Annotated in this window: 18 protein-coding genes; 8 read left to right on the top strand and 10 right to left on the bottom strand. The window is 55.2% G+C overall.

Features of this window, described 5'->3' with window-relative positions; genetic code table 11:
* Window positions 1-31: 31 nt before the first annotated feature.
* Both DCH402_RS11930 and DCH402_RS11925 read right to left on the bottom strand, forming a co-directional pair.
* Window positions 32-1465 (bottom strand): glycoside-pentoside-hexuronide (GPH):cation symporter, encoded by a 1434-nt coding sequence (locus DCH402_RS11930; RefSeq protein ID WP_040001273.1) that lies wholly within the window; start codon window positions 1463-1465, stop codon window positions 32-34.
* Window positions 1466-2553: 1088 nt separating this feature from the next.
* Entirely contained in the window at window positions 2554-3159 is a 606-nt protein-coding gene (locus DCH402_RS11925) for an FMN-dependent NADH-azoreductase (protein ID WP_040001272.1), read from the bottom strand.
* A gap of 314 nt (window positions 3160-3473) precedes the next feature.
* Here DCH402_RS11925 and hrpA point away from each other — a divergent pair, with 314 nt between their 5' ends.
* Window positions 3474-7361: an ATP-dependent RNA helicase HrpA gene (hrpA, locus tag DCH402_RS11920; RefSeq protein ID WP_040001271.1), complete on the top strand. Its 3888-nt coding sequence runs from the start codon at window positions 3474-3476 to the stop codon at window positions 7359-7361.
* 188 nt (window positions 7362-7549) lie between these two features.
* Here the strand turns inward: hrpA and DCH402_RS11915 are convergent, their stop codons facing one another.
* The 6 genes from DCH402_RS11915 to rstA form a co-directional block, all read right to left on the bottom strand.
* Window positions 7550-9100 carry an L-lactate permease gene (locus DCH402_RS11915; protein WP_040001270.1) on the bottom strand — a complete coding sequence of 517 codons (1551 nt, stop codon included), beginning with the start codon at window positions 9098-9100 and terminating at the stop codon, window positions 7550-7552.
* A 297-nt stretch (window positions 9101-9397) separates the two neighbouring features.
* Window positions 9398-10216: a trypsin-like serine peptidase gene (locus DCH402_RS11910; RefSeq protein WP_040003556.1), complete on the bottom strand. Its 819-nt coding sequence runs from the start codon at window positions 10214-10216 to the stop codon at window positions 9398-9400.
* 147 nt (window positions 10217-10363) lie between these two features.
* The gene (gene ydgU, locus DCH402_RS23465; RefSeq protein WP_459166422.1) at window positions 10364-10444 is read right to left on the bottom strand and encodes a small membrane protein YdgU; all 81 of its coding nucleotides are present in this window, start codon (window positions 10442-10444) and stop codon (window positions 10364-10366) included.
* A gap of 110 nt (window positions 10445-10554) precedes the next feature.
* The gene (gene asr, locus DCH402_RS11905; protein ID WP_040001269.1) at window positions 10555-10929 is read right to left on the bottom strand and encodes an acid resistance repetitive basic protein Asr; all 375 of its coding nucleotides are present in this window, start codon (window positions 10927-10929) and stop codon (window positions 10555-10557) included.
* 75 nt (window positions 10930-11004) lie between these two features.
* Entirely contained in the window at window positions 11005-12360 is a 1356-nt protein-coding gene (gene rstB / locus DCH402_RS11900) for a two-component system sensor histidine kinase RstB (RefSeq protein ID WP_040001268.1), read from the bottom strand.
* Complete coding sequence (gene rstA / locus DCH402_RS11895; RefSeq protein WP_040001267.1) at window positions 12357-13103, bottom strand: two-component system response regulator RstA; 747 nt, start codon at window positions 13101-13103, stop codon at window positions 12357-12359. Before rstA ends, rstB begins: the two co-directional genes overlap by 4 nt.
* 241 nt (window positions 13104-13344) lie before the next feature.
* On the opposite strand from rstA, the gene DCH402_RS11890 reads away from it, so the two are divergent.
* Window positions 13345-13779, top strand: a complete 435-nt coding sequence (locus DCH402_RS11890; protein ID WP_040001266.1) for a hypothetical protein — start codon at window positions 13345-13347, stop codon at window positions 13777-13779.
* 51 nt (window positions 13780-13830) lie between these two features.
* Here the strand turns inward: DCH402_RS11890 and dauA are convergent, their stop codons facing one another.
* Together dauA and chaA are read right to left on the bottom strand one after the other, a co-directional pair.
* Window positions 13831-15546, bottom strand: coding sequence for a C4-dicarboxylic acid transporter DauA (gene dauA / locus DCH402_RS11885; RefSeq protein WP_040003555.1), 1716 nt, complete (start codon window positions 15544-15546; stop codon window positions 13831-13833).
* Window positions 15547-15821: 275 nt separating this feature from the next.
* Entirely contained in the window at window positions 15822-16922 is a 1101-nt protein-coding gene (gene chaA / locus DCH402_RS11880; protein ID WP_040001265.1) for a sodium-potassium/proton antiporter ChaA, read from the bottom strand.
* Window positions 16923-17507: 585 nt separating this feature from the next.
* Between chaA and DCH402_RS11875 the strand changes: the two genes are divergently transcribed.
* The 6 genes from DCH402_RS11875 to DCH402_RS11850 all read left to right on the top strand — a co-directional run bounded on the left by DCH402_RS11875 (window position 17508) and on the right by DCH402_RS11850 (window position 23463).
* On the top strand, window positions 17508-18182 hold the full coding sequence (locus tag DCH402_RS11875) for a gamma-glutamylcyclotransferase (protein ID WP_040001264.1): 675 nt from the start codon (window positions 17508-17510) through the stop codon (window positions 18180-18182).
* 185 nt (window positions 18183-18367) lie between these two features.
* The gene (locus tag DCH402_RS11870; protein WP_050583302.1) at window positions 18368-19408 is read left to right on the top strand and encodes an ABC transporter permease; all 1041 of its coding nucleotides are present in this window, start codon (window positions 18368-18370) and stop codon (window positions 19406-19408) included.
* A gap of 35 nt (window positions 19409-19443) precedes the next feature.
* Window positions 19444-20265: an ABC transporter permease gene (locus tag DCH402_RS11865; protein WP_226052386.1), complete on the top strand. Its 822-nt coding sequence runs from the start codon at window positions 19444-19446 to the stop codon at window positions 20263-20265.
* Window positions 20252-21100 (top strand): ATP-binding cassette domain-containing protein, encoded by an 849-nt coding sequence (locus DCH402_RS11860; protein ID WP_040001262.1) that lies wholly within the window; start codon window positions 20252-20254, stop codon window positions 21098-21100. Before DCH402_RS11865 ends, DCH402_RS11860 begins: the two co-directional genes overlap by 14 nt.
* Complete coding sequence (locus tag DCH402_RS11855; protein WP_040001261.1) at window positions 21093-21776, top strand: ABC transporter ATP-binding protein; 684 nt, start codon at window positions 21093-21095, stop codon at window positions 21774-21776. Before DCH402_RS11860 ends, DCH402_RS11855 begins: the two co-directional genes overlap by 8 nt.
* 91 nt (window positions 21777-21867) lie before the next feature.
* The gene (locus tag DCH402_RS11850) at window positions 21868-23463 is read left to right on the top strand and encodes an ABC transporter substrate-binding protein (protein WP_040001260.1); all 1596 of its coding nucleotides are present in this window, start codon (window positions 21868-21870) and stop codon (window positions 23461-23463) included.
* Window positions 23464-23465 lie beyond the last annotated feature (2 nt).

Below are 23465 nucleotides of genomic sequence, written 5' to 3'. Positions count from 1 at the left end.
CAATTCCGCTGCATCTCTGTGTATTTAAAAATTAATGTGTGGGTTGAATAGCAGGAACATCTTTATGCTCCTGTGATCCAGAATAGCCATTTTCCAGTCCGCGCTTTGCGAGGTCGACTTTGATTTTTTCCAGAAAAGTGTTGTTAAGCTTGAAATAGCGTGCCATATAAGCACTGATGAAATAGCTCACCATGGGTAGAAGCGTAAACATGATAATAATGCCCTGAATCGTTTGTGAATTTTGCTCTGGATTATTAGCGATATAGCCGGTATACGACAAGATCCAGGCAACGATAGCTCCGGCCACCGCCAGGCCCATTTTCAGCATAAAAAGGTTCCCTGCAAAGGAAATTCCGGTTAGCCGCTTGCCAAATTTCCAATCGCCGTAGTCATCAACATCGGACATCATGGCCCACAGGATTGGTCCCGACTGGATTAAATGTAGGATATTGATGACAATAAATAATGCTAACAGCGGCGCGAGTGAGAAGGGTTCAACAAACCACAGCGCGAACGATAGAATACCAAGAATGACATTAATAAGGCGGAACAGCTTAATTTTATCGAAGCGATCCGTAAGCGGCTTAGCAATAACGCTGCCCAACATATTACAGGCGACGCCGAGAGCCATAAAGAAGGTTATAAACCCGACAGAAGCCTGCATCACATAAGTAGCGTAATAAATAGTGACTGCGCCGCGAATAAATGCCGGGAAGACGTTAAGGAAGGTGATAGAAATCATCAGCACCCATTGATCATTTTTGGCGATGTCTTTCAGATCTCGTATTAACGAGTCGTTGGCCTTAACTGAGGTAACACGTTCCTTAATACTGGAGAAGCAGAGCAGGAACATTAAGGTGGCAGCTCCGCCCATTATCATCATCGTCATTTGGAATCCGGAAGCCCGGTTACCGTTACCCAGCCAGTCCGTTAGGGGGAGAATAGTAGACGAGATGATAAGCGTTGCCAGGCCGTTAAGGAAAAAGCGCCATGACAGACAGCCCATGCGTTCTTTCTGATTCAACGTCATGACACCCGCTACCGAGCAATACGGAATATTTATCGCCGTATAAATCAGCGACATAATTAGGTAGGTTATCCAGGCATAAATAATTTTTCCGTTCATGCTCAGGTCTGGTGTAGTGAACATCGCTATTGCACCCAGGCCAAACGGAAGGGCCATCCACAGTAGCCAGGGGCGAAATTTGCCCCAGCGGCTTTTAGTCCGGTCACAAACAGCGCCCATGACTGGATCGATAAATGCGTCAAAGATACGGATTACCAAAAATAATGTACCGACGGTCTTGGGTTCCAGACCGTAGATATCGGTGTAAAACCAAGTCAAATACAGCGCCAGTACGCTCCATATCATACAAGAGCCGGCATCCCCCATGCCGTAGCCTACCTTCTCTCTCAGGCCCAGTTTTTCGTAAGCGCTCTGCTTTTCTATTGAGCCAGCAGACATAAACATACCTCACTTAGAGTCTTATTTTACTTGCCATTTTTGACCAGGGCAGTGCCCGAACTCCTCACGTACTGCGTGTACGCTCCGGTTTATTCGCTGTGCTCGCCCGTAGAGCCGGACAACTGCCTTGTCCGTTCAACATGCGCTGTCATGAATAAAAAACACAGCCGTTAAGGTTGTGCCAGCGAAGAAAAAAGAGATTATTTATCCCACAATGTTGTTCGGTTCGTTGTTGTTCAAAACGCGAGATACAGCCATGCCAAAGAGCACGATTTTTTGCTACATCGTTAATGGGTTCCATGAATATGCATACGTTGTTCCGACAGGGGGCCCACTATAAATAGTGATGGAAATTGAAATTGTAATCCATGTCACATGTAGTTTTGTTACATGAAAAGAAGAATCGTTCTCTCAATTTTTCTGGTGCAAGTTGAGCATTATTGATTGATTTGCGTGATGGGTCTTTTGATGTTGCCAATCGTTTTTACAGAATGTCACTCAATAATTTCCTTATCCATAATTACAACCTTCGGTATGAAGCTCAGTATTATTTATACCCGTCATACTTCAAGTTGCAGGTGCGTTGGCTTTATTACTCGGCCCATCCCTGGGCCTCGCCCTTTCAGGACCGCAGCGAGCTGCGTTCAAATCTGCTCCCGGCAGATTTGTCGCTCCCCCCAGTCACTTACTTGAGTAAGCTCACCGGGATTCGCTGCGTCGCCGTCTTCCTGCAACTCGAATTATTTTGGGTATAGTTGAATATTATGGAGTGACTGTTTATTGAATGGTTAGGGGGTGTTTATTTGCAGTGTTTTATTTGCTGAGCTTCGAACTATTGTCTTAAAAAATAGAACTTCCGCCAACCGGCTGGGTATAAGCGTTTTGTGATCTACGGATTGGGTAAGACCTGGCCGGAGATCCTCATTGGCGGTGGTATTAAAAACCGGAGAAGCCACGCCACATCAGGATACAAGACAAAAAACAGGACTAAAACCCGCCGTGTGCGGTGACGCTGTGTCTGTTGCCAGAGCGACGTTGCTGTCAGGGCAACACGGCGGTGAATATGAGGGGGAATTAACGCGTAATCGTTACGCAGACGCCAGCTGAGACAGCTCTTCTTTGGCGCTGGCCAGTGCTTTTTGTGCAACGTCCGGGCCGTAACCGAAACCTTCCGCAAACACGAATTCCACGTCGCTGATGCCGATGAAGCCCAGGAACAGACGCAGGTACGGCGTCAGCAGGTCGCTCGGCGCGTCTTTGTGGATACCGCCACGGCTGGTCAGCACCAGCGCGCGTTTACCTTTCACCAGACCTTCCGGACCCTGCTCGGTGTAGCGGAACGTCACGCCGGCGCGGGCGATAAAGTCGAAATAGTTCTTCAGTTGGGTCGGGATGCTGAAGTTGTACATCGGGGCGGCCAGCACGATGACATCATGCGCCTGCAGTTCGGCAATCAGTTCGTCGGACAAGGCCAGCGCTTCCTGCTGACGCGGCGTCAGCGGTTTGTCGGAAGGACGCATCGCGCCAACCAGCTCGCCGTCCAGCACCGGTACCGGCTGAGCGGCCAGGTCGCGAACGGTAATAGTATCGGCAGGGTGTGCTGCCTGCCAGGAGGCGGTAAAGTGGTCAGCCAACTGGTTGGATTGAGAGAAGTCAGCCAGAATACTTGATTTCAGAACGAGTACTTTGCTCATTGCCTATTCCTTGTTAAGTGTGCCAGAACGAACGTTGTCGTCGCATGAACGCATCATAGGTGTGTTATCGACAACGGGATAGCGCAATATTTCGAGATCTTTGTTCGATTTTATTGAATGACGGTTGCCGACGCCCGATGTGGTGCGGTGGAATCCCGCCGGATGACATATAGCCTGCGCCGTCAATGTGATACCATGCCCGCCGCACGATTTTGTGATCGTAATAATCAGGTTATGCCTGCAACAATCAGGGGCGCCGGGCCGTTGTTCGACAGACCACCCATACCCGGAATCAGACAGTAAGGAATTGCACCGTGACATCACCTCTCCATGCGTTAGAACCTCAGCTCGATGCGTTAATGCTGCGCGACCGGCAACGTCTGCGCCGTCGTCTGCAGGGCGCGATGAAAGTGGGGAATCCACAGGCACAGGTTGCGATTGCGCAGGAAATCGGGCAGGAGATCGACGCGGCTCGCCTGCGGGTGGAACAGCGCAGAACATCGTTGCCGGCTATTCGCTATCCGGAGGCGTTGCCGGTCAGCCAGAAACGTGAAGCGATTCTGACGGCTATCCGCGACCATCAGGTGGTGATTGTGGCCGGGGAAACGGGCTCCGGTAAAACCACTCAGTTGCCGAAGATGTGCCTGGAGCTGGGGCGCGGCGTTACCGGCCTGATCGGTCACACCCAGCCGCGCCGGCTGGCGGCGCGCAGCGTGGCGGACCGTATCGCCGCGGAGCTGGAGACCTCGCTGGGCAGTACGGTGGGTTACAAGGTGCGGTTCAATGATCAGGTGGGCGACAACACGCTGGTCAAACTGATGACCGACGGTATCCTGCTGGCGGAGATTCAGCAAGACCGGCTGCTGATGCAGTACGACACGCTGATTATCGACGAAGCCCACGAACGCAGCCTCAATATCGACTTTATTCTCGGCTATCTCAAACAGCTGCTGCCGAGGCGCCCGGATCTGAAAGTGATTATTACGTCGGCCACCATCGACCCGCAGCGTTTTTCTCGTCACTTCGGCAATGCGCCGATCATTGAAGTATCCGGCCGAACCTATCCGGTGGACGTGCGTTATCGGCCGGTGGTGGAAGAAGCGCAGGACAGCGACCGCGATCAGTTGCAGGCGATACTGGATGCGGTGGATGAGCTGTGTCACGAAGGGCCGGGCGATATTCTGGTGTTTATGAGTGGCGAGCGGGAAATCCGCGATACGGCTGATGCGTTAAGCAAGCAGGATCTGCCGCACACCGAAATTTTACCGTTGTACGCGCGTCTTTCCAGTCAGGAACAAAACCGGGTATTCCACTCTCACCACGGGCGGCGCATCGTGCTGGCGACCAACGTAGCGGAAACGTCGCTGACGGTGCCCGGTATCCGGTATGTGATTGACCCCGGCACGGCGCGTATCAGCCGCTACAGCTATCGCACCAAGGTACAACGGTTGCCGATCGAGCCGGTATCGCAGGCTTCCGCCAACCAGCGTAAAGGGCGTTGTGGTCGTGTGGCGGCGGGGATTTGTATCCGCCTCTATTCCGAGCAGGATTTTTTCTCCCGGCCTGAGTTTACCGACCCGGAGATTCTGCGTACCAACCTGGCCTCGGTCATTTTGCAGATGACGGCGTTGGGGTTGGGTGACATCGCGGCGTTTCCGTTCGTCGAAGCGCCGGACAAACGCAATATTCAGGACGGGGTGCGGTTACTGGAAGAACTGGGGGCGATTGAGACCAGCGATGACGGCCGCTATCGGCTGACGCCGCAAGGGCGCCAACTGGCGCAACTGCCGGTCGACCCGCGACTGGCGCGCATGGTGCTTGAAGCGCGGCAAACCAGCTGTGTGCGTGAGGCGATGATCATTACCGCCGCCTTGTCGATTCAGGACCCGCGCGAGCGCCCGGCGGAGAAAAAGCAGGCGGCGGAGGAAAAACATCGCCGGTTTGTCGACAAAGAGTCCGATTTTCTGGCGTTCGTCAACCTGTGGGATTACCTGCAAGAGCAGCAAAAAGCCTTGTCATCCAGCCAGTTTCGCAAGTTGTGTCGTAGTGACTACCTCAACTACCTGCGGGTACGGGAATGGCAGGATATCTATACCCAACTGCGCCAGGTGGTAAAAGAGCTGGGCTTCCCGGTTAACAGCGAACCGGCGGATTACCGCAGTTTGCACTGCGCACTGTTGACCGGTCTGTTGTCTCACATTGGACAAAAGGACGTCGAAAAGCAGGAATTCAGCGGCGCGCGCAACACCCGGTTTGCCATTTTCCCTGGCTCTGGTTTGTTTAAGAAGCCGCCGAAATGGGCCATGGTGGCGGAACTGGTGGAAACCAGCCGTCTGTGGGGGCGCATCGCTGCCCGCATTGAACCGGAATGGGTCGAGCCGCTGGCGCAGCATTTGATCAAACGCAGTTACAGCGACCCGCATTGGGAGAAAGCGCAGGGCGCGGTGATGGCGCAGGAGAAGGTCACACTGTACGGTTTGCCGCTGGTGGCGGCCCGTAAAGTGAACTACGGCGCTACTGACCCGGTGGTGTCGCGTGAACTGTTCATTCGCCACGCGCTGGTGGAAGGCGACTGGCAAACCTCACATGGTTTTTTCCGGGCCAATCAGCAATTACGCTCGGAAGTGGAGGAACTGGAAAACAAGTCCCGCCGCCGCGATATTCTGGTTGATGACGAGACCTTGTTTGCGTTCTACGACCAGCGTGTGCCCCACGATGTGGTATCGAGCCGCCATTTCGATAGCTGGTGGAAACAGGCCGCCAAAGCCAATCCGGAGTTGCTGAACTTCGAAAAGGCCATGCTGATCAAAGACGGGGCGGAGCGCGTCAGCGCGTTGGATTACCCGAACCACTGGCAGCAGGGTGAGCTGCGTTTGCGGCTGACGTACCAGTTCGAGCCGGGGGCGGATGCCGACGGCGTGACCGTGCATATCCCGTTGCCGGTATTGAATCAGGTAAAAGAAGAGGGATTCGACTGGCAGATTCCGGGGTTGCGTCGTGACCTGGTGGTGGCGTTGATCAAATCATTGCCGAAACCGATACGGCGTAACTTCGTGCCGGCGCCCAACTATGCAGAAGCGTTTCTGGCGCGGGTCACGCCACGGGAAAAAGGGCTGCTGGAGGCGCTGGAGCGTGAGCTACGCCTGATGACCGGCGTGACGGTCGATCGTGAAGCCTGGCAGTGGGATCAGGTGCCCGATCACCTGAAAATGACCTTCCGGGTGGTGGATGAGAAAAACCGCGCGTTGCGGGAAGGGAAAGATCTGCGGGCACTGAAAGAGCAATTGCAGGAAAAGGTGCAACAAACGCTGTCGGCGGTGGCGGATGACGGCATTGAACAGCGTGATCTACACATCTGGAGTTTTGGCGATTTACCCGAGCGTTACGAGCAGAAGCGCGGCGGCTACGCGGTAAAAGCCTATCCGGCGTTGGTGGATGAGAAAGACAGCGTGGCGATCCGTCTGTTTGATTCGCCGCACCAGCAACAACAGATGATGTGGCGTGGTCAACGCCGTTTGCTGTTGCTGAACATTCCTTCACCCATTAAATACCTGCATGAAAAATTGCCGAATAAGGCCAAGCTGGGGCTGTATTTCAACCCTTACGGCAAGGTGCTGGAACTGATCGACGATTGTATCGCCTGCGGTGTGGACAAACTGATGGAACAAGCCGGCGGCCCGGCGTGGCAAGAAGCGGCGTTCCGCCAGTTGCACGAGCGGGTGCGTGCGGAACTGAACGACACGGTGGTGGATATCGCCCGTCAGGTGGAGCAGATTTTAACCGCGGTATTCAACATCAACAAACGGCTGAAAGGCCGGGTGGACATGGCGCTGGCACTGGCGTTAAGCGACATCAAAAGCCAGATGAGCGGGCTGGTGTTCCGTGGGTTTGTCACCGACAACGGCTACAAGCGGTTGCCGGATGTGCTGCGCTATTTGAACGCTATCGAACGCCGGTTGGATAAACTGGCGCAGGATGTCCACCGCGATAGGGCGCAGATGCTGAAAGTGGAGCAGGTGCAGCAGGCCTGGCAACAGTGGCTGAACAAGCTGCCGCCGGAGCGGCGCGACGATGACGACGTAAAAACCATCCGCTGGATGATTGAAGAGCTGCGCGTCAGTTATTTCGCCCAGCAACTGGGCACGCCGTATCCCATTTCCGATAAACGTATTTTGCAGGCGATGGCACAGATAGACGGATAAACGGCTTAGCCGCGGTTAACCCGGGGCCCCTTGCACGCGCTCAGCCGCGGCAAGGGGAGTGGTGGTTGTCTATGATCAGATTCACCGCGTTCACCGTCGTACATCCGGGCGGAGACCTGCCCGATATCCCTCCAGTACAGCCGCTCTCGTTGGCTTTATGGCCAGCGGTTGTGGTACGACACTGATTTTCAGGACATAAACAGGTAATAAAACAACCCTACTTTTAACCCGAGAATCACAATGTAGGCGGCACAGTACCTGAGTGTGCCTGACATGATGGCGCTGCCTTGCCCGTCCATTCGCGTGGCGGATACCGCAATGGCGATACTCTGTGGGGAGATCATTTTCCCGCCGGTCGCCCCTGCTGTGTTGGCCGCCGCCAACCAGACGGGGTCAATGTGGAGTTTCCCCGCTGCAACCGTCTGCAGCTTTCCGAACAGCACGTTCGAGTTGGTATCGCTTCCGGTCACGAAGGTCCCTAACGCACCGATAATCGGGGCGATAAAAACATAAGCACCGCCCGTGACATTCACCATTGTTTGCGCCAGCGTGGTGATCAACCCGCTGACGTCCATAATGGTTGCCATTGCGACGATGGTGGTAATGGCGATGATGGAGTTTTTCAACTGCTTAATCGTGCCGACTAAGACGCGCAACATCTTGCCTAACGTCGCGCCCTGAATAAAGCCGCCCAGCAAGGTCGCAAGGATGATGAGCACACCCGGTGTGGCAATCCAGTCGATTTTCAGCGACAGCGCTTTCCCTTCCGGCAACGGAAACGACAGCGTCGAGGTTGCCTGCCCGACAATCTGCTTAATCCCCGGAAATAACGGCGAGCAAAGCAGAATGAAGGTAAAGATGAGCAGGTAAATAGAACACGCCTTCAGTAATTCACCGCCTGAAGGCAGCGAGGCCGACGATGTATCCTGCTGGATAAGATAGCGCGGATCGGTTTTTCCTTTGCGCGCTCGCCCCATCACCGCTACGGCGATGAGACTGACAAGGCTGCCGGCAAACGCGGGAAGCTCCGCGCCCAGATGAACCGCGACGAAATATTGTGGAATCAGTGTGGCGAGGCCACACACCAGCGTAATGCCCACTACACCGCGGATCGCTTTCACACCGTCGCCGATGATGGCGATGATGACAAAAGGCAGCAGGATATTGAACAGCGCCAGTTGCGCAATGATGGTGCCGCCCAATGCAGTGACCGGCAGTTGAACCTGTTCGGCTAGAATCGACACCGGAATACCGACCGCGCCGAACGCAGTGGGGACGGTGTTCGCCACCAGAGAAGCAATGGCGGCTTTGAGCGGATTGAAACCCAGGGCGATCAGAATACCGATGGGAATGGCAACGGCGGTGCCATAACCGGCGGCGGCTTCGAGAAAACCGCCAAAACACCAGGAAATCAGTAGAACCTGGATACGCTTGTCGTCACTGATGCCGGCCAGAACGTCACGCAGTACATCCATGCTGCGCGTCTCTTGCATCAGGTTATAGCTGTAAATCGCACCCAGAATGACAATGACGATAGGCCATAATCCCTTGATCACGCCGTAGCCAATCGCCGAATCGAGCGTCTGTAACGGCGTATGCCAGACTGTGAGGCTCAGAATGGCCGTGATAGCCAGTGTGATGAGAACGGAATAGTGAATGGGCATTTTAATTTTTAAAATCAAAATGATCATAACCAGGAGGGGTAAAACGCCGAGTGAGAATTGTAGATATTCGTACATGATGCTCCCTAAATAATAATATAACTTATTGTATTGACGTCCTTCTCAGTGAATTCGGTTATAGGGAGAACGGCACGATTATTCAGATGGCTGGATCGCTTCATTGAAGGCGATGTTTCAACTCAGCCATAAAAGGTGTAATCGTATTACTCGTAAGTGTTAGGAATGGTTAGTGTTGTTAACAATGCGTTAATGGCTGATGCCGACAGGGACGAGAGCGTGCGATATCAATGCGTGCGGTTGCTGTATAGATAGCCGGCGGCGGTTTGCCGGTATCAGGGATACCGGCAGGCAAAATCAGCGCTTTGCGTTGGCCAGCGTTTCCAGTTGCTGGCGTATGGCGGTAACCGCCACGGCACGGTTATCAGCCAGCTTGCGGCTATTGGCATCCGGTGCGGAACTTTGAATACCTACCAGTACCCAACTGCCGGCCGTTTTCAGCATCAACGGCGAACCGCTGTCGCCCGGCAGGGTATCGCAACGGTGCGCCATCACCGACTTCTGCACCCAACCGGTAATCAGGCAATCCTGATGGCGGTACAGCGTATCCTGGTGATCTTCCGGGTAACCGGCCTGGGTGACCTTCTGCTGCGCGGCTTCCAGCGCCGCCTTCAATTCTTCCGGCGTTCCCTGCCAGATAGACAGCGGGCGAATGCCCGGCGGCGTTTCTTTCAGACGAATCAGTGCAAAATCCCACGGTGCGGCGGCAGGAGGAACGATCCAGCCGTCACCGTCCGCTTTCAGCATTTTGGCGAGTTTTTTATTGGTCAGCGCTTCAATTTTATCGGTTTCATAGCGCCAGCCACTTTCCGTTGCCAAAAAACGCAACGCTACCGGTTTATCCGGTACACCGGGCGGTGCGACCACACAGTGACCGGCCGTGAGCGCCAGATGAGGCGAAATGAGGGTGGCCGTGCAGAGATTACCGCTGGTGGTTTCCAACTGACCAATCGCCTGCCATGGCCACTGGGACGTATCCGGCACGCTGTCGCGGTCATCATGATTAAATAACAGGGTTTGTTTTTGTTGTTCCGTCGTCGCCGACGGGGTGTCATCGGCCCACGCAGAAGCGGCGAGCATACCCAATGAACATAACAACCAGGCTGATATGCGCATGTAATGAATGGCCTTAAAGATGAAATTCAGCGTATTAACGGTCATCGATTCCTATAAACGTAGCATGTCGGCATTCAGGCAGGAAACGATAGTTTGATGGGGCCGTTGAATCGAATGACCGGGTTTGTGCGTGCGGGTGAGAGCGGATTACAGGAAAAACACCACAATGACCAACGCGCAGATGAGCAGGAAGGACAAGATGATTTCAAATGAGTAACGCCGTAGCATTATTCGGCCCTCCATGAAGCAAACACCCGGCTAGCCGGGTGTTTGATAACGCTATTGTCATGTCGGCAACGTTACCGATGAGCATGACCATCAATGTTCACTTTGGCGAATTAAGCAGCCGGAGTGGCGGCTTTTTTCACTTTTTTGTGTTTTTTAGCGGCCTGAGCTTTCTGGGCCGGTTTTTTCACTTTTTTCTTGGTGGCCTGAGCTTTCTGAGCCGGTTTTTTCACTTTTTTCTTGGTGGCCTGAGCTTTCTGAGCCGGTTTTTTCACTTTTTTCTTGGTGGCCTGAGCTTTCTGCGCTGTCGCTTTTTTCTTCTCAGCTTTCTTCACTGGTTTTTTGGCGGTATCAGCAGTGTTAGCCGGAGCAGCTGCATTGGTAGTTGCCGGAGCAACTGCGGTTGCCGGAGTAGTGGTACCAGCTGCGAAAGCTACAGAGGACAGACCCAGAGCCACACCTGCGATCATCACTAAAAATTTATTCATCGTAAATTCCTCATTATTCCGTTTACGTTTCGAACCCCAGAGTGGGCCGATGGATGAAGAATAAGATAAGCAGCGCTAACGTTCTGTGAGTGATTGGTTTCCGCGTGTAACGGATTGTACAAGGTTCGCAGACGAAGAATTCAACGATGGTTTGTATTCGACAATCGGCCAGCGAAACTGGAAGCGGGCGCCGCCCAGCGGGCTGCTGTCGACGTCGATAGTGCCGTTGTAAGCGCGCACGATGGCCTGGACGATGGCCAACCCGAGGCCGCAGCCGCCGCTGCTGTTTTCCATGCCGGCTTCCAGACGGATGAAGGGTTCGAAAATAGGCGAGCGATCTTCCGGTGCAATACCCGGCCCGTCATCTTCCACTTGCAGGCAGGCGGTGTGTTGATCGAGCGTTAAACCGACGCGCAGGCGTTGCCGACAGAATCGTAAACCGTTATTGACCAGATTGTTCAACACCCGTTCCATCAGGCGCAGGTCGACATAACCGAAATTGTTGCTGCTCGCCACGTCCAGCTCAATCAGCTTGTTATCGTGTACCAGCCGGAAATCGTCGACGCGTTTTTGCAGCCATTGCGGCAGGTCGATCTCTTCCAGATGCAGCGTCACCTGCGGCCTGTCGAGGCGGGCGTAGGTCAGCAATTCATCGATAAGCGCTTCCAACTGGCCGACATCGCGGTTGATCGCTTCCTGTTCTTCATCGGTCAGGTTATCGCTCATCGCCAGCCGGTAGCGCAACCGTACCAGCGGCGTACGTAACTCGTGGGCAATATTATCGATCAGCTGTTTTTTACTGGTAATCAATTGGTTGAGATTATCAGCCATGCGGTTGAACGCGACGCCGAGGCGAAACAGGCTGGAGGTGTTATCGAAGTGGGTCCGTTCTTCCAGGTGGCCGTCGCCCAGTCGCTGCGCCGCACTTTCCAGTTGCAGCATCGCTCTCCAGTGCGGCCGCATCCACAGAAATACCGGTAGCGCCAGCGACAGGCCGATGAGCGCCAGAAACAGCAAGTTAACCAGCCGGATTTCGTGCAGGAAGAACAGGTAGGGTATCGGGCCGACCGCCAGCACATAATGGCTGCGCGGAATACGCTGGATGAAGGTGTACTCGTCGTCCAGCGCGACAATTTCCCCCTGAATCAACCGTTGCTGGGCCTGAGTACTAAGCCGGTATTTACTGATGGGTTCAATGTACAGTTTGAACGACAGGTTGAGGTCCATCTGGTTGATCGTTTTATGCCACTCGCGCGGCGGAATAGAACGCAGTTCGTTGCGGATCAGGTAGAGCGAGCTTTTCATCAGGTCGTCCATCGACTGTCGACCGGCCCGCTCCGCAGTAACCTTGTACACCAACCCCACCAGTAACGTCATCACCAGAAAACTGGCGAATAGCAGCAGAAAGAACTGAATAAACAGTTTTTTCATGGTACTACGGTCTCCCAGGCATTAGGCGCGAACAGGTAGCCTTTATTGCGAATGGTTTTGATGCGTACCGGCTCCAGGGCGTTGTCGTACAGTTTTTTACGCAGGCGCGAGATAGCGACGTCGATACTGCGATCCATCCCATCGTAGCTGACGCCACGTAATGCCTTGAGCAGCGCCTCACGGTCCATGATCTGCCCGGCGTGGGTCGCCAGTAGCCACAGCAGATCGAAATCCGATGTGGAGAGGGGAATATTTTCGTCCGCCAGTGTGACGTCGCGGTTGACCGGATCAATACACAACAGGCCGAAATGCAGCGATTTATGCACCTGAACCTGCACTTTTTCCGGTGTATTTTTCTCCATCGCCGCCGGCTGCGGCGCGGCGGCATACTGACGAAAATGTAATCTTAACCGGGCCAGCAGTACTGCCGGCGGCGTGGTTTTCAGAATATAGTCATCGGCGCCCATCTCCAGCGACAGGATATGGTTCATGTCGCTGTCGAGGGAGGTGAGCAACACGATGGGGCCGGCGAACAGCGGGCGCAATTCCCGGCAAATCGTCATGCCGTCTTTACCGGGCAACATAATGTCCAGAAGCACCAGATCGGGCTGTTGTTCTTCGATGAAGGCCAGCGCGTTATCACCACGAGGCTCGATGCGCACATCAATATCATGTTTGCCCAGGTAGGCTGCGATCAATTTGCCGACTTCCGGATCATCTTCAACAAAAACAACTTTATACATGACATCCTACTCACAACAGTACGCGTATTATGACCCATACGGCCCATCGTCCGGCGGTATGGAAAGTTAAGAGGCGCCTGCTGGGGTGCGCTGGATCGCATTGCCAGCAGAAAAGCCCCTGCTTTTGCCTAATAGCTCTACAATTATTAGAGATACTATACCTTATTAATCCTTTTTACGTTGTAATGGTTAATGTGAACGGCGTGATGCCGACGGTCGGTTGATGGAAAGGAGATAAAGGATGGAAGAGGCTCATTCCGGGCCTGCGGGCTCCTCTGAACGGATGTGTATTGATTATACCGCGTACCTTGGCGCGCTGTGCCGCAAACGTTGGCGCTTCGTTGATGCCTTGTATGGCGTGATGCCGATCTTCGGTATGGTGACCAAATCCTCTGTGGTCACCGGGGCGGCAGGTAAGGATAATTTGCTGGAGCTGGCGATGCAGGTGCTTTCCACTCAGGCCAGCGATGAAACCAATCTTTCCCGACTGATTACGCTGGCCTGCCAGCAAGGGATGACCGAGCTGGACATTCAGTTGCCGTATGCGCTGTCAGGCGAGCAACTACAGATAATCGGGCGGGCTTGTCGCGAGTATGAATTGGCGCTAAGCCAGCAGGCGGAATGTCTTTCGGTGCGCTCCATGGTTCCAACTGCGTCGCCGGAGCTGGTTTGCTGATCCCCGGCGGGAAAGTGGCCGGCTTCGCATCATGCGCAAGCCGGTCAATACTCAGGAGTCGAGTTTGTCTGAAGGGGGGAGCGTTTCTGCCAGCGCCTGCTCCAGCGTCGCGTAAAAACCCAGCCGATTCGCAATCGGCGTGACATTCGCCCGGGCCAGCGTCTTGAGCGGCTGGAATGGGATATCGGTAATGATGAGCTGCTTTTCCGGCGGCAACAATTCTACAAAATGGCGGAAAGCGTTAAGACCGCCGGCATCCAGCACCGACACGGCATCCCATTGCAGGATAATGGTCGGATAAGGTTGGACGCGTTCCATCAGTTCATTGAATAAACGTTCTGCGGCGGCAAAGAACAGCGGGCCGTTAACACGAAGCACTAAGCGCTGATCAGCAACGGTGCCGGGCAGTTCGCTCAGTTTGGTCATGCGCGCCACATTCCCCATGAATAGCAAGGATGCCAGTACAATCCCGACCGTAATGGCGATCACCATATCGAACAGCACCGTTAGCGTCATACACAACAGCAGTATCAGGATATCGTCATGTGGGGCGCGGCGCAGAATATCCACCACTTTATGCGCCTCGCTCATGTTCCAGGCGACCAGCAACAGTAACGACGCCATAGCGGACAGCGGCAGGTAAGAGAGCCAGGGCGCCAGCACCAGCAGCGACAACAGCACCAACAAGGCATGAATCACCGCCGCAATCGGTGAGGTAGCGCCGGCGCGTACATTCGCGGCGGAACGGGCGATCGCCGCCGTGGCGGTAATACCGCCGAAGAACGGCGCCACCATATTGCCGATGCCTTGCCCGAGCAGTTCGCTGCTGGGATGGTGTTTGCGTCCGGTCATGCCATCCAGTACCACGGCGCATAACAACGACTCGATAGCGCCGAGCATCGCCATGGAAAACGCCGCCGGTAACAGCGCAGACACACTCTGCCAGCTTAGCGTCATGGTCTGTCCGTCCGGCGCAGGGATGTTCCAGGGCAGCAAGAAATGCGGCAGGATCGCCGGGATCCCCTGTCCACGCGTACCGTCGGCCAGCAGATAACTAAAGCGTGACCCGATAGTGGCGACATCGATGTGGAAGGATGACAGCACCGCCATCACGGCCGTGCCGGCCAGCAGCGCAGGGAGGTGCCCAGGCAGGCGAATCCCCAGCCGTGGCCAGATTATCAATACCAGCAGTGTAGTAGCGCCGATCAGCGTATCGCCGATGTTCAGCGTCGGCATCGCCTGCGCCAGCGCCGCCACTTTTTCGACATAGTGCTCAGGCTCGGTCGCCAGAGTCAGGCCGAAAAAATCTTTGACCTGCATGGTGGCGATAGTAATGGCGATACCGGATGTGAAGCCGAGCGTCACCGGCAAGGGAATGTATTCAATCAGTCGGCCTAAACGGCATAGCCCCATCAGCATCAGGAATACGCCGGACAACAGCGTCGCGACCAGCAGGCCGGAAAGCCCAAACTGTTGCGATACCGGATGGAGAATGACGACAAACGCGGCGGTAGGGCCGGAAACGCTGTAACGCGAGCCGCCGCAAACAGCGATCACCAGCCCGGCGACGGCCGAAGTATACAGCCCGTACTGTGGGGGAACGCCGCTGGCGATAGCCAGCGCCATGGCCAGCGGGATGGCGATAATACCCACGGTGATGCCGGCAATAACATCATGCATAAAACGCGATAGCGTGTACTTTTCTCGCCCGCAGGCTTCAATGAGCGCGCTGAACGGTCTGATACCGTTAATTCGGTGTGATTTCATGGAAAACAAGAACCAAACAATGAAAAACAGGCGGGTCGACAGCGGCCCGTCACGGCCAAGGGGCATGTGTTGCCTGTGGTGGTTGCCAGCGAAGTGGGGATAAAAAGCACAACCGCCAAGGTCGGACACAGTCCAAAGTCGATACCATACGCCTGTCTTTTGACGAAGATCCAGCGGTAAATCAATGGAAAGGCCTTTTTCAGCTAAAAAGCGCCGGCGGCGGCATGGCGTGAACGAGAAGGTCTGTGCCGGCGGCCCGGCACAGACCTGTGTCTTTACAGCATGATGGTCATCAGATAAGCCGCGAACAGCGCCAGATGCGCACTGCCGTTAAGCACGTTGGTACGGCCGGTAGAAAATGAAATCTGGCACAATATCAGCACCGATAACATCACCACGATGTGCGGTAAGTCGAGTGCGAAATCCAGCGTCCTGCCGGTGAGAGTGGCGATCAGCGTCACGGCAGGAACCGTCAGCGAAATGGTGGCCAGCACCGAGCCGAAAAACAGATTCATGGCGCGCTGCACCTGATTGCGCAGCACGGCGGTGATGGCGCCCAGCCCCTCCGGCGACAAAATGAGCAGCGCCACCAGGAAACCGGTAAATTGCGAAGGTGCATTCATCGCTTCCAGCAGACCTTCCAGTTGCGGGGAGTCCGTTTTGGTGACGCTAATCACGGCCGCCAGATGTATCAACAGCCAGAAGGCATGCCAGGCGGAGCTGTGCGCCGAGGGTTTGCCGTGGTGTGGGTCGCCGTCGTCGCCGTCGTCTTCGTGCTCGTAGACGAACAGATTCTGATGCGTACGGGTCTGAATCAGCAGGAATACCCCATACATCATGGCTGAAATCAGCGCGATGATGATGGATTGTGCAACAGAGAAATTGCCGCCCGGCAGGGCCGCCGGAAAGACCAGCACCAGCACCGCCAGCGGAAAGATCGCCATCAGGTATTGCTTGATACCGCCCAGATTAACGTATTGGGTGGCGAACTTGCGCCCGCCCAACAACAAGGCAAAACCGACCAGACCGCCGCTGACGATCATGATGATGGAGTAGAGGGTATCGCGCATCAGCGTCGGGCCGGCATCGCCGGTGGCCATCAGCGCTGAAATCAGGCTCACCTCCAGAATGACGACCGACAGGCTGAGGATCAGCGAGCCATAAGGTTCCCCCAGGCGGTGCGCCAGTACATCGGCGTGACGTACAACGCTGAATGCGCTGGCGAGAATCCCCACCAGCGCCAACAGATTGATCCCGACCATAGCAGGCAGGCTGCGGGCATCGCCCCATAATGCCAGCACCAGCAGCGCCAGCAGAGGAAGAACCAGAGTATATTCGTGGTGACGGGTTTTCACCGCGTCAGGGGATGTCGGCATGGTTGGATCTCCTTACTACCGTTAAAAAATCATTTGTGCTGGTGCCCGGGCGCTCAACGCGGCTTGCAGCGGTATGTTGTTGATACCTGCCACGACGCTGGCTTTATCCGAATATGTTTCCCCGCCTCTCCGACCGTATCGGAGTAAAGTTATTGTCGGAGTAAAGTTATTGCGAAACCTTCGTAAAAATCCAAAAGTAAGATTTGACGAGGGATTTTCACTGTTTTTGTATTATCTGATTAATAATAAAGAAATTTGAATAAATTGTTTACTTTTTTACCAAAAACAACACCAATTCCCTTTGAAAATGTTGGCATTTTCAGGTTAAACAAAGAATAAATAAGGCATGAACGTTGTTTTTGTATGAATACCCTGATAGAGGCCGGCATGTCGCTCATCGGGCGTGGTTGTCGTCAGGTGGTATCGTGTTTGAGCGCTCGGCGTTAGCACAATTCTGGTAAAGGTTAACGAAATTTTGCCGTAGAAATAAGCAATACCTGCGTTGATTATGGGGTTGATAATCGGCCAGAATAGACAAGGCGGTACCGCCACGCAGCAAAAACGTTTTAGTGAGGGCAGTGGGTAGTGTTGACGCGTGATTTTTTGCAGAAAGCAGATTGTAAAACCTCGTTTGGCAAAATTGATGAATCGTTGTTGCTGACGCCTCAGCAACGTGAGGCGTCTCTGGCGTGTATGCTGGCCTCCCGTCCCGATCAAAGCCCGGTCTGGGTATTTGGGTACGGCTCTCTGATGTGGAATCCGGTATTTGATGCTGAAGAAGTCTGCGTGGCGACGCTCAACGGCTGGCATCGTACTTTTTGTCTGCGCCTGACTGCCGGCCGTGGTACGCATAGCCAGCCTGGTCGTATGCTGGGGTTGAAACCCGGCGGCGAAACCACAGGATTGGCCTATCGGTTACCGGAAGCCACCCTGCGAGAAGAGCTGGAACTGCTGTGGAAGCGTGAAATGCTGACGGGGTGTTACCGGCCGTTGTGGTGCGAGTTGCGCTGTCATTGCGGTAAGGCGATTACCGCACTGGTGTTTGTCACCAATCCCGAACATCCTCTGCTGGAAGCGGATACCTGCATACAGAGCATCGCGCCGCTGATTGCGCGCGCCAGCGGCCCACTGGGGACCAATGCCCAATACCTGTTCGCACTGGAACAGGAACTGAACCACTATGGTATGGCGGACGAGAGCCTGAGCGCACTGGCGCAGCGGGTACGTGAACTGCAGCAAAACCTGTCCGCCGGCGCGTAACCGGCATCTGATTGATTCATATCGGCGGCGCAGACCGGCAGCGGCGTCTGTCGGTAAGCGCCGCCGGGACGACGCCGGCGTGAATGGAGACGGAGGTTGTCTATACCGGTCTGGCGATAGTGATGATACCATGCAGCAACGTGTCACGACCTGGGATTGTCATTAAGACAACAAGGCCACCGTCAATGAGTCCATTTTATCAACAGATATGGGGAACTGCGGCGCGTCCCGGTAAAGTGCTGGGTGGGTTCCTTTCGTTATGCCTGACATTGTTGGGCCTGTTGTTTTTTACCTTCCTGCTAACCCATCTTGCGTCGATTGATCAGGTGTTACCCGTAACAGGTGAACATGCCAGTGATGCCACGTATAGTCAGACGCGTCAACAATTCGGGCTCGATCAGCCATTGTGGCTGCAATTCTGGGATTACCTTTCTGCACTGGTCGCGGGCGATTTTGGTGTATCGCGCACCACGTCGCAGCCGGTGCTGGCGGATTTACTGCGGACCTTTCCGGCGACCTTTGAACTGGCGACCAGCGCGATTATTCTGGGATTTTGCGGTGGTATCGCCTTGGCCATGTTGTCGGCATTAAACCCCGGCGGAGTGCTGGATTATCTGGTTCGTGGGATAACGTTGCTGGGGTATTCCGTGCCGGTATTTTGGATCGGCCTGCTGAGCCTGCTGCTGTTTTACGCCGTATTGCACTGGTCTGCAGGGCCGGGGCGATTTGATGACGTTTATCAATACGCCGCGGAATTACCGACCGGTTTTGTGCTGTTCGGCAACTGGAGTAACGATCTGGCGATGTTTCGCAACGCGTTGGCGCACCTGTGGCTGCCTGCCTGTGTGTTGGGTTTTGTGTCCATGTCCAGTATTGCCCGTATGCTGCGCACCGCGATCCTGGAGGAGTGCGGTAAAGAGTATGTCACGCTGGCTCGCGCCATGGGGGCCGGCCCACTACGCATCCTGCTGTTCCATATTCTGCCGAATATTCAGACGGTGATGGTGACGGTATTAATGTTGTCTTACGCCAGCCTGCTGGAAGGGGCAATTCTGGTGGAAACGGTGTTCTCCTGGCCGGGGGTGGGGCGTTATCTCACCACGGCGCTGTTTGCCGCCGATATTCCGGCAGTATTGGGCGCGACACTGTTGATTGGCGTCTGCTTTATTTTGCTGAATGCGCTGGCGGATGCACTGATCTTTTTGTTGGACCCCCGTACACGATGAGGCGGAAACCCCTATTTTTCGCTAACCGCCAGCCAATGCGCCGTGCCGCCGTGCTGAACAGTATTAATGTGTGCGTTTTTATGTTGATCCTGCTGACGCTGGTCGCGTTGTTCGCCCCCTGGCTGGCGCCCTTTGATCCCTATACCCAGAATGTCATGCATCGCCTGCAGCCGCCGGGATCCGAACATTGGCTAGGTACCGATGGTTTTGGTCGCGATCTGTTATCAAGGGTGATTTATGGCACCCGGCCGGCGTTGATGATAGTGGCGTTGATACTCGTCATTACCATTCCTATCGGTCTGTTGGTCGGCGTCGGCGCCGGTTATCTGGGCGGTTGGGTCGACAAGCTGCTGATGCGTTTGACGGACATCATGCTGGCATTGCCTGGGCTGGTGATTGCGTTGTCGCTGGTGGCGGTATTGGGGTCAGGGCTGTTGAACGGTGCTCTGGCGCTGGCATTAACCGCCTGGCCGCAATTTGCCCGTCAGGCGCGGGCTGAAACCATGGCGCTGCGCAATAGCGAGTTTCTGGCGGCTGCGCGAATGCAGGGGATTAGCGGGTGGCGGCTGATGTATGACCATGTCCTGCCATTGTGTCTGCCCGGCGCGCTGGCGCGGGCCGCCATGACGCCGGGCAACATGATTCTGGCCGCCGCCGGCCTTGGTTTTCTGGGGTTGGGGGCACCGCCGCCGATGGCGGAATGGGGGGCAATGGTAGCGGAAGGCAGCAGCGTAATGCTTGAACAGTGGTGGGTCGCCACCATGCCGGGGCTGGCTATTTTTCTGACCAGCCTGACGTTTAATTTGCTGGGTAACGCATTGCGCGACAGGCTGGATCCTCGTTATGCCAAACACTGATTCCTGGTTGCTTAATGTGCAAAACCTGTCTATCTGGCGTCATGGCGATGAGCCGCACACGCTGGTGCATCCATTATCATTTCGTATGCGGCGCGAGCGGGTGGCGCTGGTGGGGGCGTCCGGCTCGGGGAAATCACTGTTGGCCTGGGCGCTGATGGGACTGCTGCCGCACGAATGCCGGATGCAGGCTGAGCGACTGGAACTGGCCGGGCAGAATCTGCTGCGATTTAGCCCACGTCATTGGCGGCAGTGGCGCGGGCGGCGCATAGCCATGGTGATGCAAGGACCGAAACACGCGCTTAACCCGATGCGAACTATCGGCTGGCAGATAGAGGAACCACTGCGGCTACATACTCAGTTGTCGCGGCATGAGCGGCGGGAACGGGTGTTGGAGAGCCTGAATGCGGTCGGTCTGGCGGAAACCAGCGGCGTATTGGCGTGCTATCCCCACCAGATTTCCGGTGGTATGGCGCAACGGGTGATGCTGGCAATGGCGATGATCACCCAGCCCGATTTGCTGATTATCGATGAGCGCACCTTCGCGTTGGATCAGGAAACCCGCGTGCAGGTGTTATCGCTGCTTGACCATCTGCTGACCGAACAGCAGATGGGCCTGTTGCTGATCAGCCATGATTTGCCGCTGGTGGTGCACCACTGCGCTCACATATTGGTGATGCGGCAGGGGCATCTGGTGGATACGCTGGCTGCTTCGCACTTGCCGAATGCCACGCATCCTTATACCCGCGCATTATGGCAATCGCGTCCCGGTAAGCATACCCATGGGCAACGGTTGTCGATCATGCCGGACGCGCCAGGGGAGCGGGATAATGGATGAACTGATGGCGGTGGTGCTACAACGGGTTAGCGTGGCGCACTGGCAGGGGTATCAGCGCCATGATGTCGTGCGTGAAGCCAGTTTCCATGTCGCGCAAGGGGAGTGCTTTGGTCTGGCTGGGCCATCCGGTAGTGGAAAATCCTCGCTGTTATGGGCGCTGGCGGGGCTCAATCCCCATTGGTCCGGCGCGATGACGCTGCTTGAACAATCGATAAAGCCCGGTCGGGCATTCGAGCTGGCGTTGCGGCGGCAGGTGCAAATGGTATTTCAGGATCCCTATGCATCATTGCATCCCCGGCACAGCCTGCGTAAAACCTTGAGCGATCCGCTGCGGGTTATGGGCATAACGGATATCGATGAGCGGCTGGCGCAAGGAACCGAGCAGATTGGTTTGCCATACCATTTGCTGGATGATTATCCGCATCAGTTGTCCGGCGGTGAGCGTCAACTGATGGCGCTATTGCGCGCGTTGCTGATGCGCCCGCGCTTGTTGTTGCTGGATGAAGCGACCGCCGCGCTGGATACGGTTGGTCAGGCGCGGATCCTCAATTTACTCAACCGCTTGCGGGAAATGGAGTCGTTGACCATCATTATGGTCAGCCATGATTGTAATGTGATGGAACATATGTGCGACCGCATGGTGTGGATGAAGGACGGCAGGTTGCAGCCGCGTTGAGCGGAGTTTTTGCGCTTTACCGTCTGGCGGCGCAGACCCATTTCCAGTAAAAGATCCCCGCGTTGATGTTTGCAATTCCGAGGAAGAGACGATGAAGGCATGGTGCGCCATTCTGTTGACCCTGATACTCAACTGGCCCGCGAAGGCAGCGACGCCGGATGATACGCTGGTCGTAGCGATTTCGCTCAATAGCATCATCAGTTTTGATCCGGCGGAAAGTTTTGAAAACGTCAGCAGCAGTTGTCTTACCTCGCTTTATCAAGGGCTGGTGACTCTCGATCGTAACCAGCCGACTCAACTGAACCCCGATTTGGCGCTGAGCTGGCGCGAAGGCCAACGCGCGCGAAGCCTGATTTTCACCCTTGATCCCAGTGCGGTGTTCGCTTCGGGCAATCCGGTGTCGGCTGATGATGTGATTTATTCACTGACCCGGGCGGTAAAACTCAATAAAACGCCGGTATTTATCCTGAACGAGCTGGGGTGGGAACCCGATAACATCGATGCGCAACTCCGGAAAATCGACGACCATCAGCTGGAAATAAGCTGGACCAGCGATATCGGCAGTGAACTGGTATTGCGATTGCTGTCGGCCAGTGTTGCACTGATTGTCGATAGCAAGGTGGTGGAAAAGCACAGTGATAACGGCGATTTCGGCAACCAATGGCTGAGAAGCCGTTCGGCAGGGAGCGGCAGTTATCAAATTCGACATTATCTGCCGCAGCAAGCGCTGTTGCTGGAGAGTAACCCTTACGTGCGCCGCCCGCCGGCCATAGCCCGGGTGATTTTAAAAGATGTGGTGGACCCGAGTGTGCGCCGCCTGCTGCTGCTGCAGGGGGATGTCGATGTGGCCTACGACCTGGGGGCCGATCAGTTTAGCGTGCTGGAAAACCAACCCGGCATCAATGTGAATACGACGGCCAGCGCTAAAATTTACTATCTGGGCTTCAATACCCGCAGCGCCGACGCGCCGTTTCTGGGGCAACCCGCGTTCTGGCAGGCCGCGCGCTGGCTGGTCGACTATCAAGGGATTGCGAAGCGGTTGCTGAAAAAACAGTTCAGAGTGCATCAAAATTTTCTGCCGCGGGAGTTTGACGGTGCTGCGCAGGAAAGGCCGTTTCAACTCGATGTAGAAAAAGCGCGGCGGTTATTGAACAACGCCGGGGTAGCGCCGGGTAGCCGGTTTGCATTACTGGTGTCGAATCAGCCGCCCTATGTTGAAGTGGCTCAGGCGCTGCAGGACAGTTTCGCCCGTGCGAATATCCGTATCGACGTGCAGACGGTGGCGGAAAGCGAACTGTGGACGCGGATGCGCAGCGGTCGGTTTCAGGCGGTGTTCACCTACTGGGGGCCGGATTATATCGACCCTAACAGCAATGCCAGCGCGTTTGCCCTTAGTTTGCCCGGAGGACAAGGGACGCTGGCCGGACGACTAGGCTGGGCGATTCCGGAACTGAGCCGACTGACCCGGGCGGCAGCGTCGCAGCGAGATCCGCAAGTGCGGCGCGAGATCTACCAGCAATTACAGCAGGCCGTCAGAGAGAACTCACCGTTTGTGGTGATGCTACAGGGAAAACGGCTGGTTGCAGTACGCAATAACCTATTGAATGTCAGGCAGAACATCGCTAACTCCATGCTCTATTTCGATGAAATCAGTAAAGCCCAAACGGTATCGCCGGCGTCACGGTAAGA

The sequence above is a fragment of the Dickeya chrysanthemi NCPPB 402 genome (assembly GCF_000406105.1).
Taxonomy (GTDB): Bacteria; Pseudomonadota; Gammaproteobacteria; order Enterobacterales; family Enterobacteriaceae; genus Dickeya; species Dickeya chrysanthemi.
This window is presented reverse-complemented; position numbering and strand designations above follow the sequence as displayed.

Excerpts from the sequence above, each read along its gene's own strand:
- DCH402_RS11850 (WP_040001260.1), top strand. The coding sequence starts at position 21,868 with ATGAAGGCATGGTGCGCCATTCTGTTGACCCTGATACTCAACTGGCCC.
- DCH402_RS11925 (WP_040001272.1), bottom strand. The coding sequence starts at position 3,159 with ATGAGCAAAGTACTCGTTCTGAAATCAAGTATTCTGGCTGACTTCTCT.
- chaA (WP_040001265.1), bottom strand. The coding sequence starts at position 16,922 with ATGCCGACATCCCCTGACGCGGTGAAAACCCGTCACCACGAATATACT.
- DCH402_RS11890 (WP_040001266.1), top strand. The coding sequence starts at position 13,345 with ATGGAAGAGGCTCATTCCGGGCCTGCGGGCTCCTCTGAACGGATGTGT.
- DCH402_RS11855 (WP_040001261.1), top strand. The coding sequence starts at position 21,093 with ATGGATGAACTGATGGCGGTGGTGCTACAACGGGTTAGCGTGGCGCAC.
- DCH402_RS11930 (WP_040001273.1), bottom strand. The coding sequence starts at position 1,465 with ATGTCTGCTGGCTCAATAGAAAAGCAGAGCGCTTACGAAAAACTGGGC.
- ydgU (WP_459166422.1), bottom strand. The coding sequence starts at position 10,444 with ATGCTACGGCGTTACTCATTTGAAATCATCTTGTCCTTCCTGCTCATC.
- DCH402_RS11910 (WP_040003556.1), bottom strand. The coding sequence starts at position 10,216 with ATGCGCATATCAGCCTGGTTGTTATGTTCATTGGGTATGCTCGCCGCT.
- dauA (WP_040003555.1), bottom strand. The coding sequence starts at position 15,546 with ATGAAATCACACCGAATTAACGGTATCAGACCGTTCAGCGCGCTCATT.
- rstA (WP_040001267.1), bottom strand. The coding sequence starts at position 13,103 with ATGTATAAAGTTGTTTTTGTTGAAGATGATCCGGAAGTCGGCAAATTG.
- asr (WP_040001269.1), bottom strand. The coding sequence starts at position 10,929 with ATGAATAAATTTTTAGTGATGATCGCAGGTGTGGCTCTGGGTCTGTCC.
- DCH402_RS11865 (WP_226052386.1), top strand. The coding sequence starts at position 19,444 with ATGCGCCGTGCCGCCGTGCTGAACAGTATTAATGTGTGCGTTTTTATG.
- rstB (WP_040001268.1), bottom strand. The coding sequence starts at position 12,360 with ATGAAAAAACTGTTTATTCAGTTCTTTCTGCTGCTATTCGCCAGTTTT.
- DCH402_RS11860 (WP_040001262.1), top strand. The coding sequence starts at position 20,252 with ATGCCAAACACTGATTCCTGGTTGCTTAATGTGCAAAACCTGTCTATC.
- DCH402_RS11915 (WP_040001270.1), bottom strand. The coding sequence starts at position 9,100 with ATGTACGAATATCTACAATTCTCACTCGGCGTTTTACCCCTCCTGGTT.
- DCH402_RS11870 (WP_050583302.1), top strand. The coding sequence starts at position 18,368 with ATGAGTCCATTTTATCAACAGATATGGGGAACTGCGGCGCGTCCCGGT.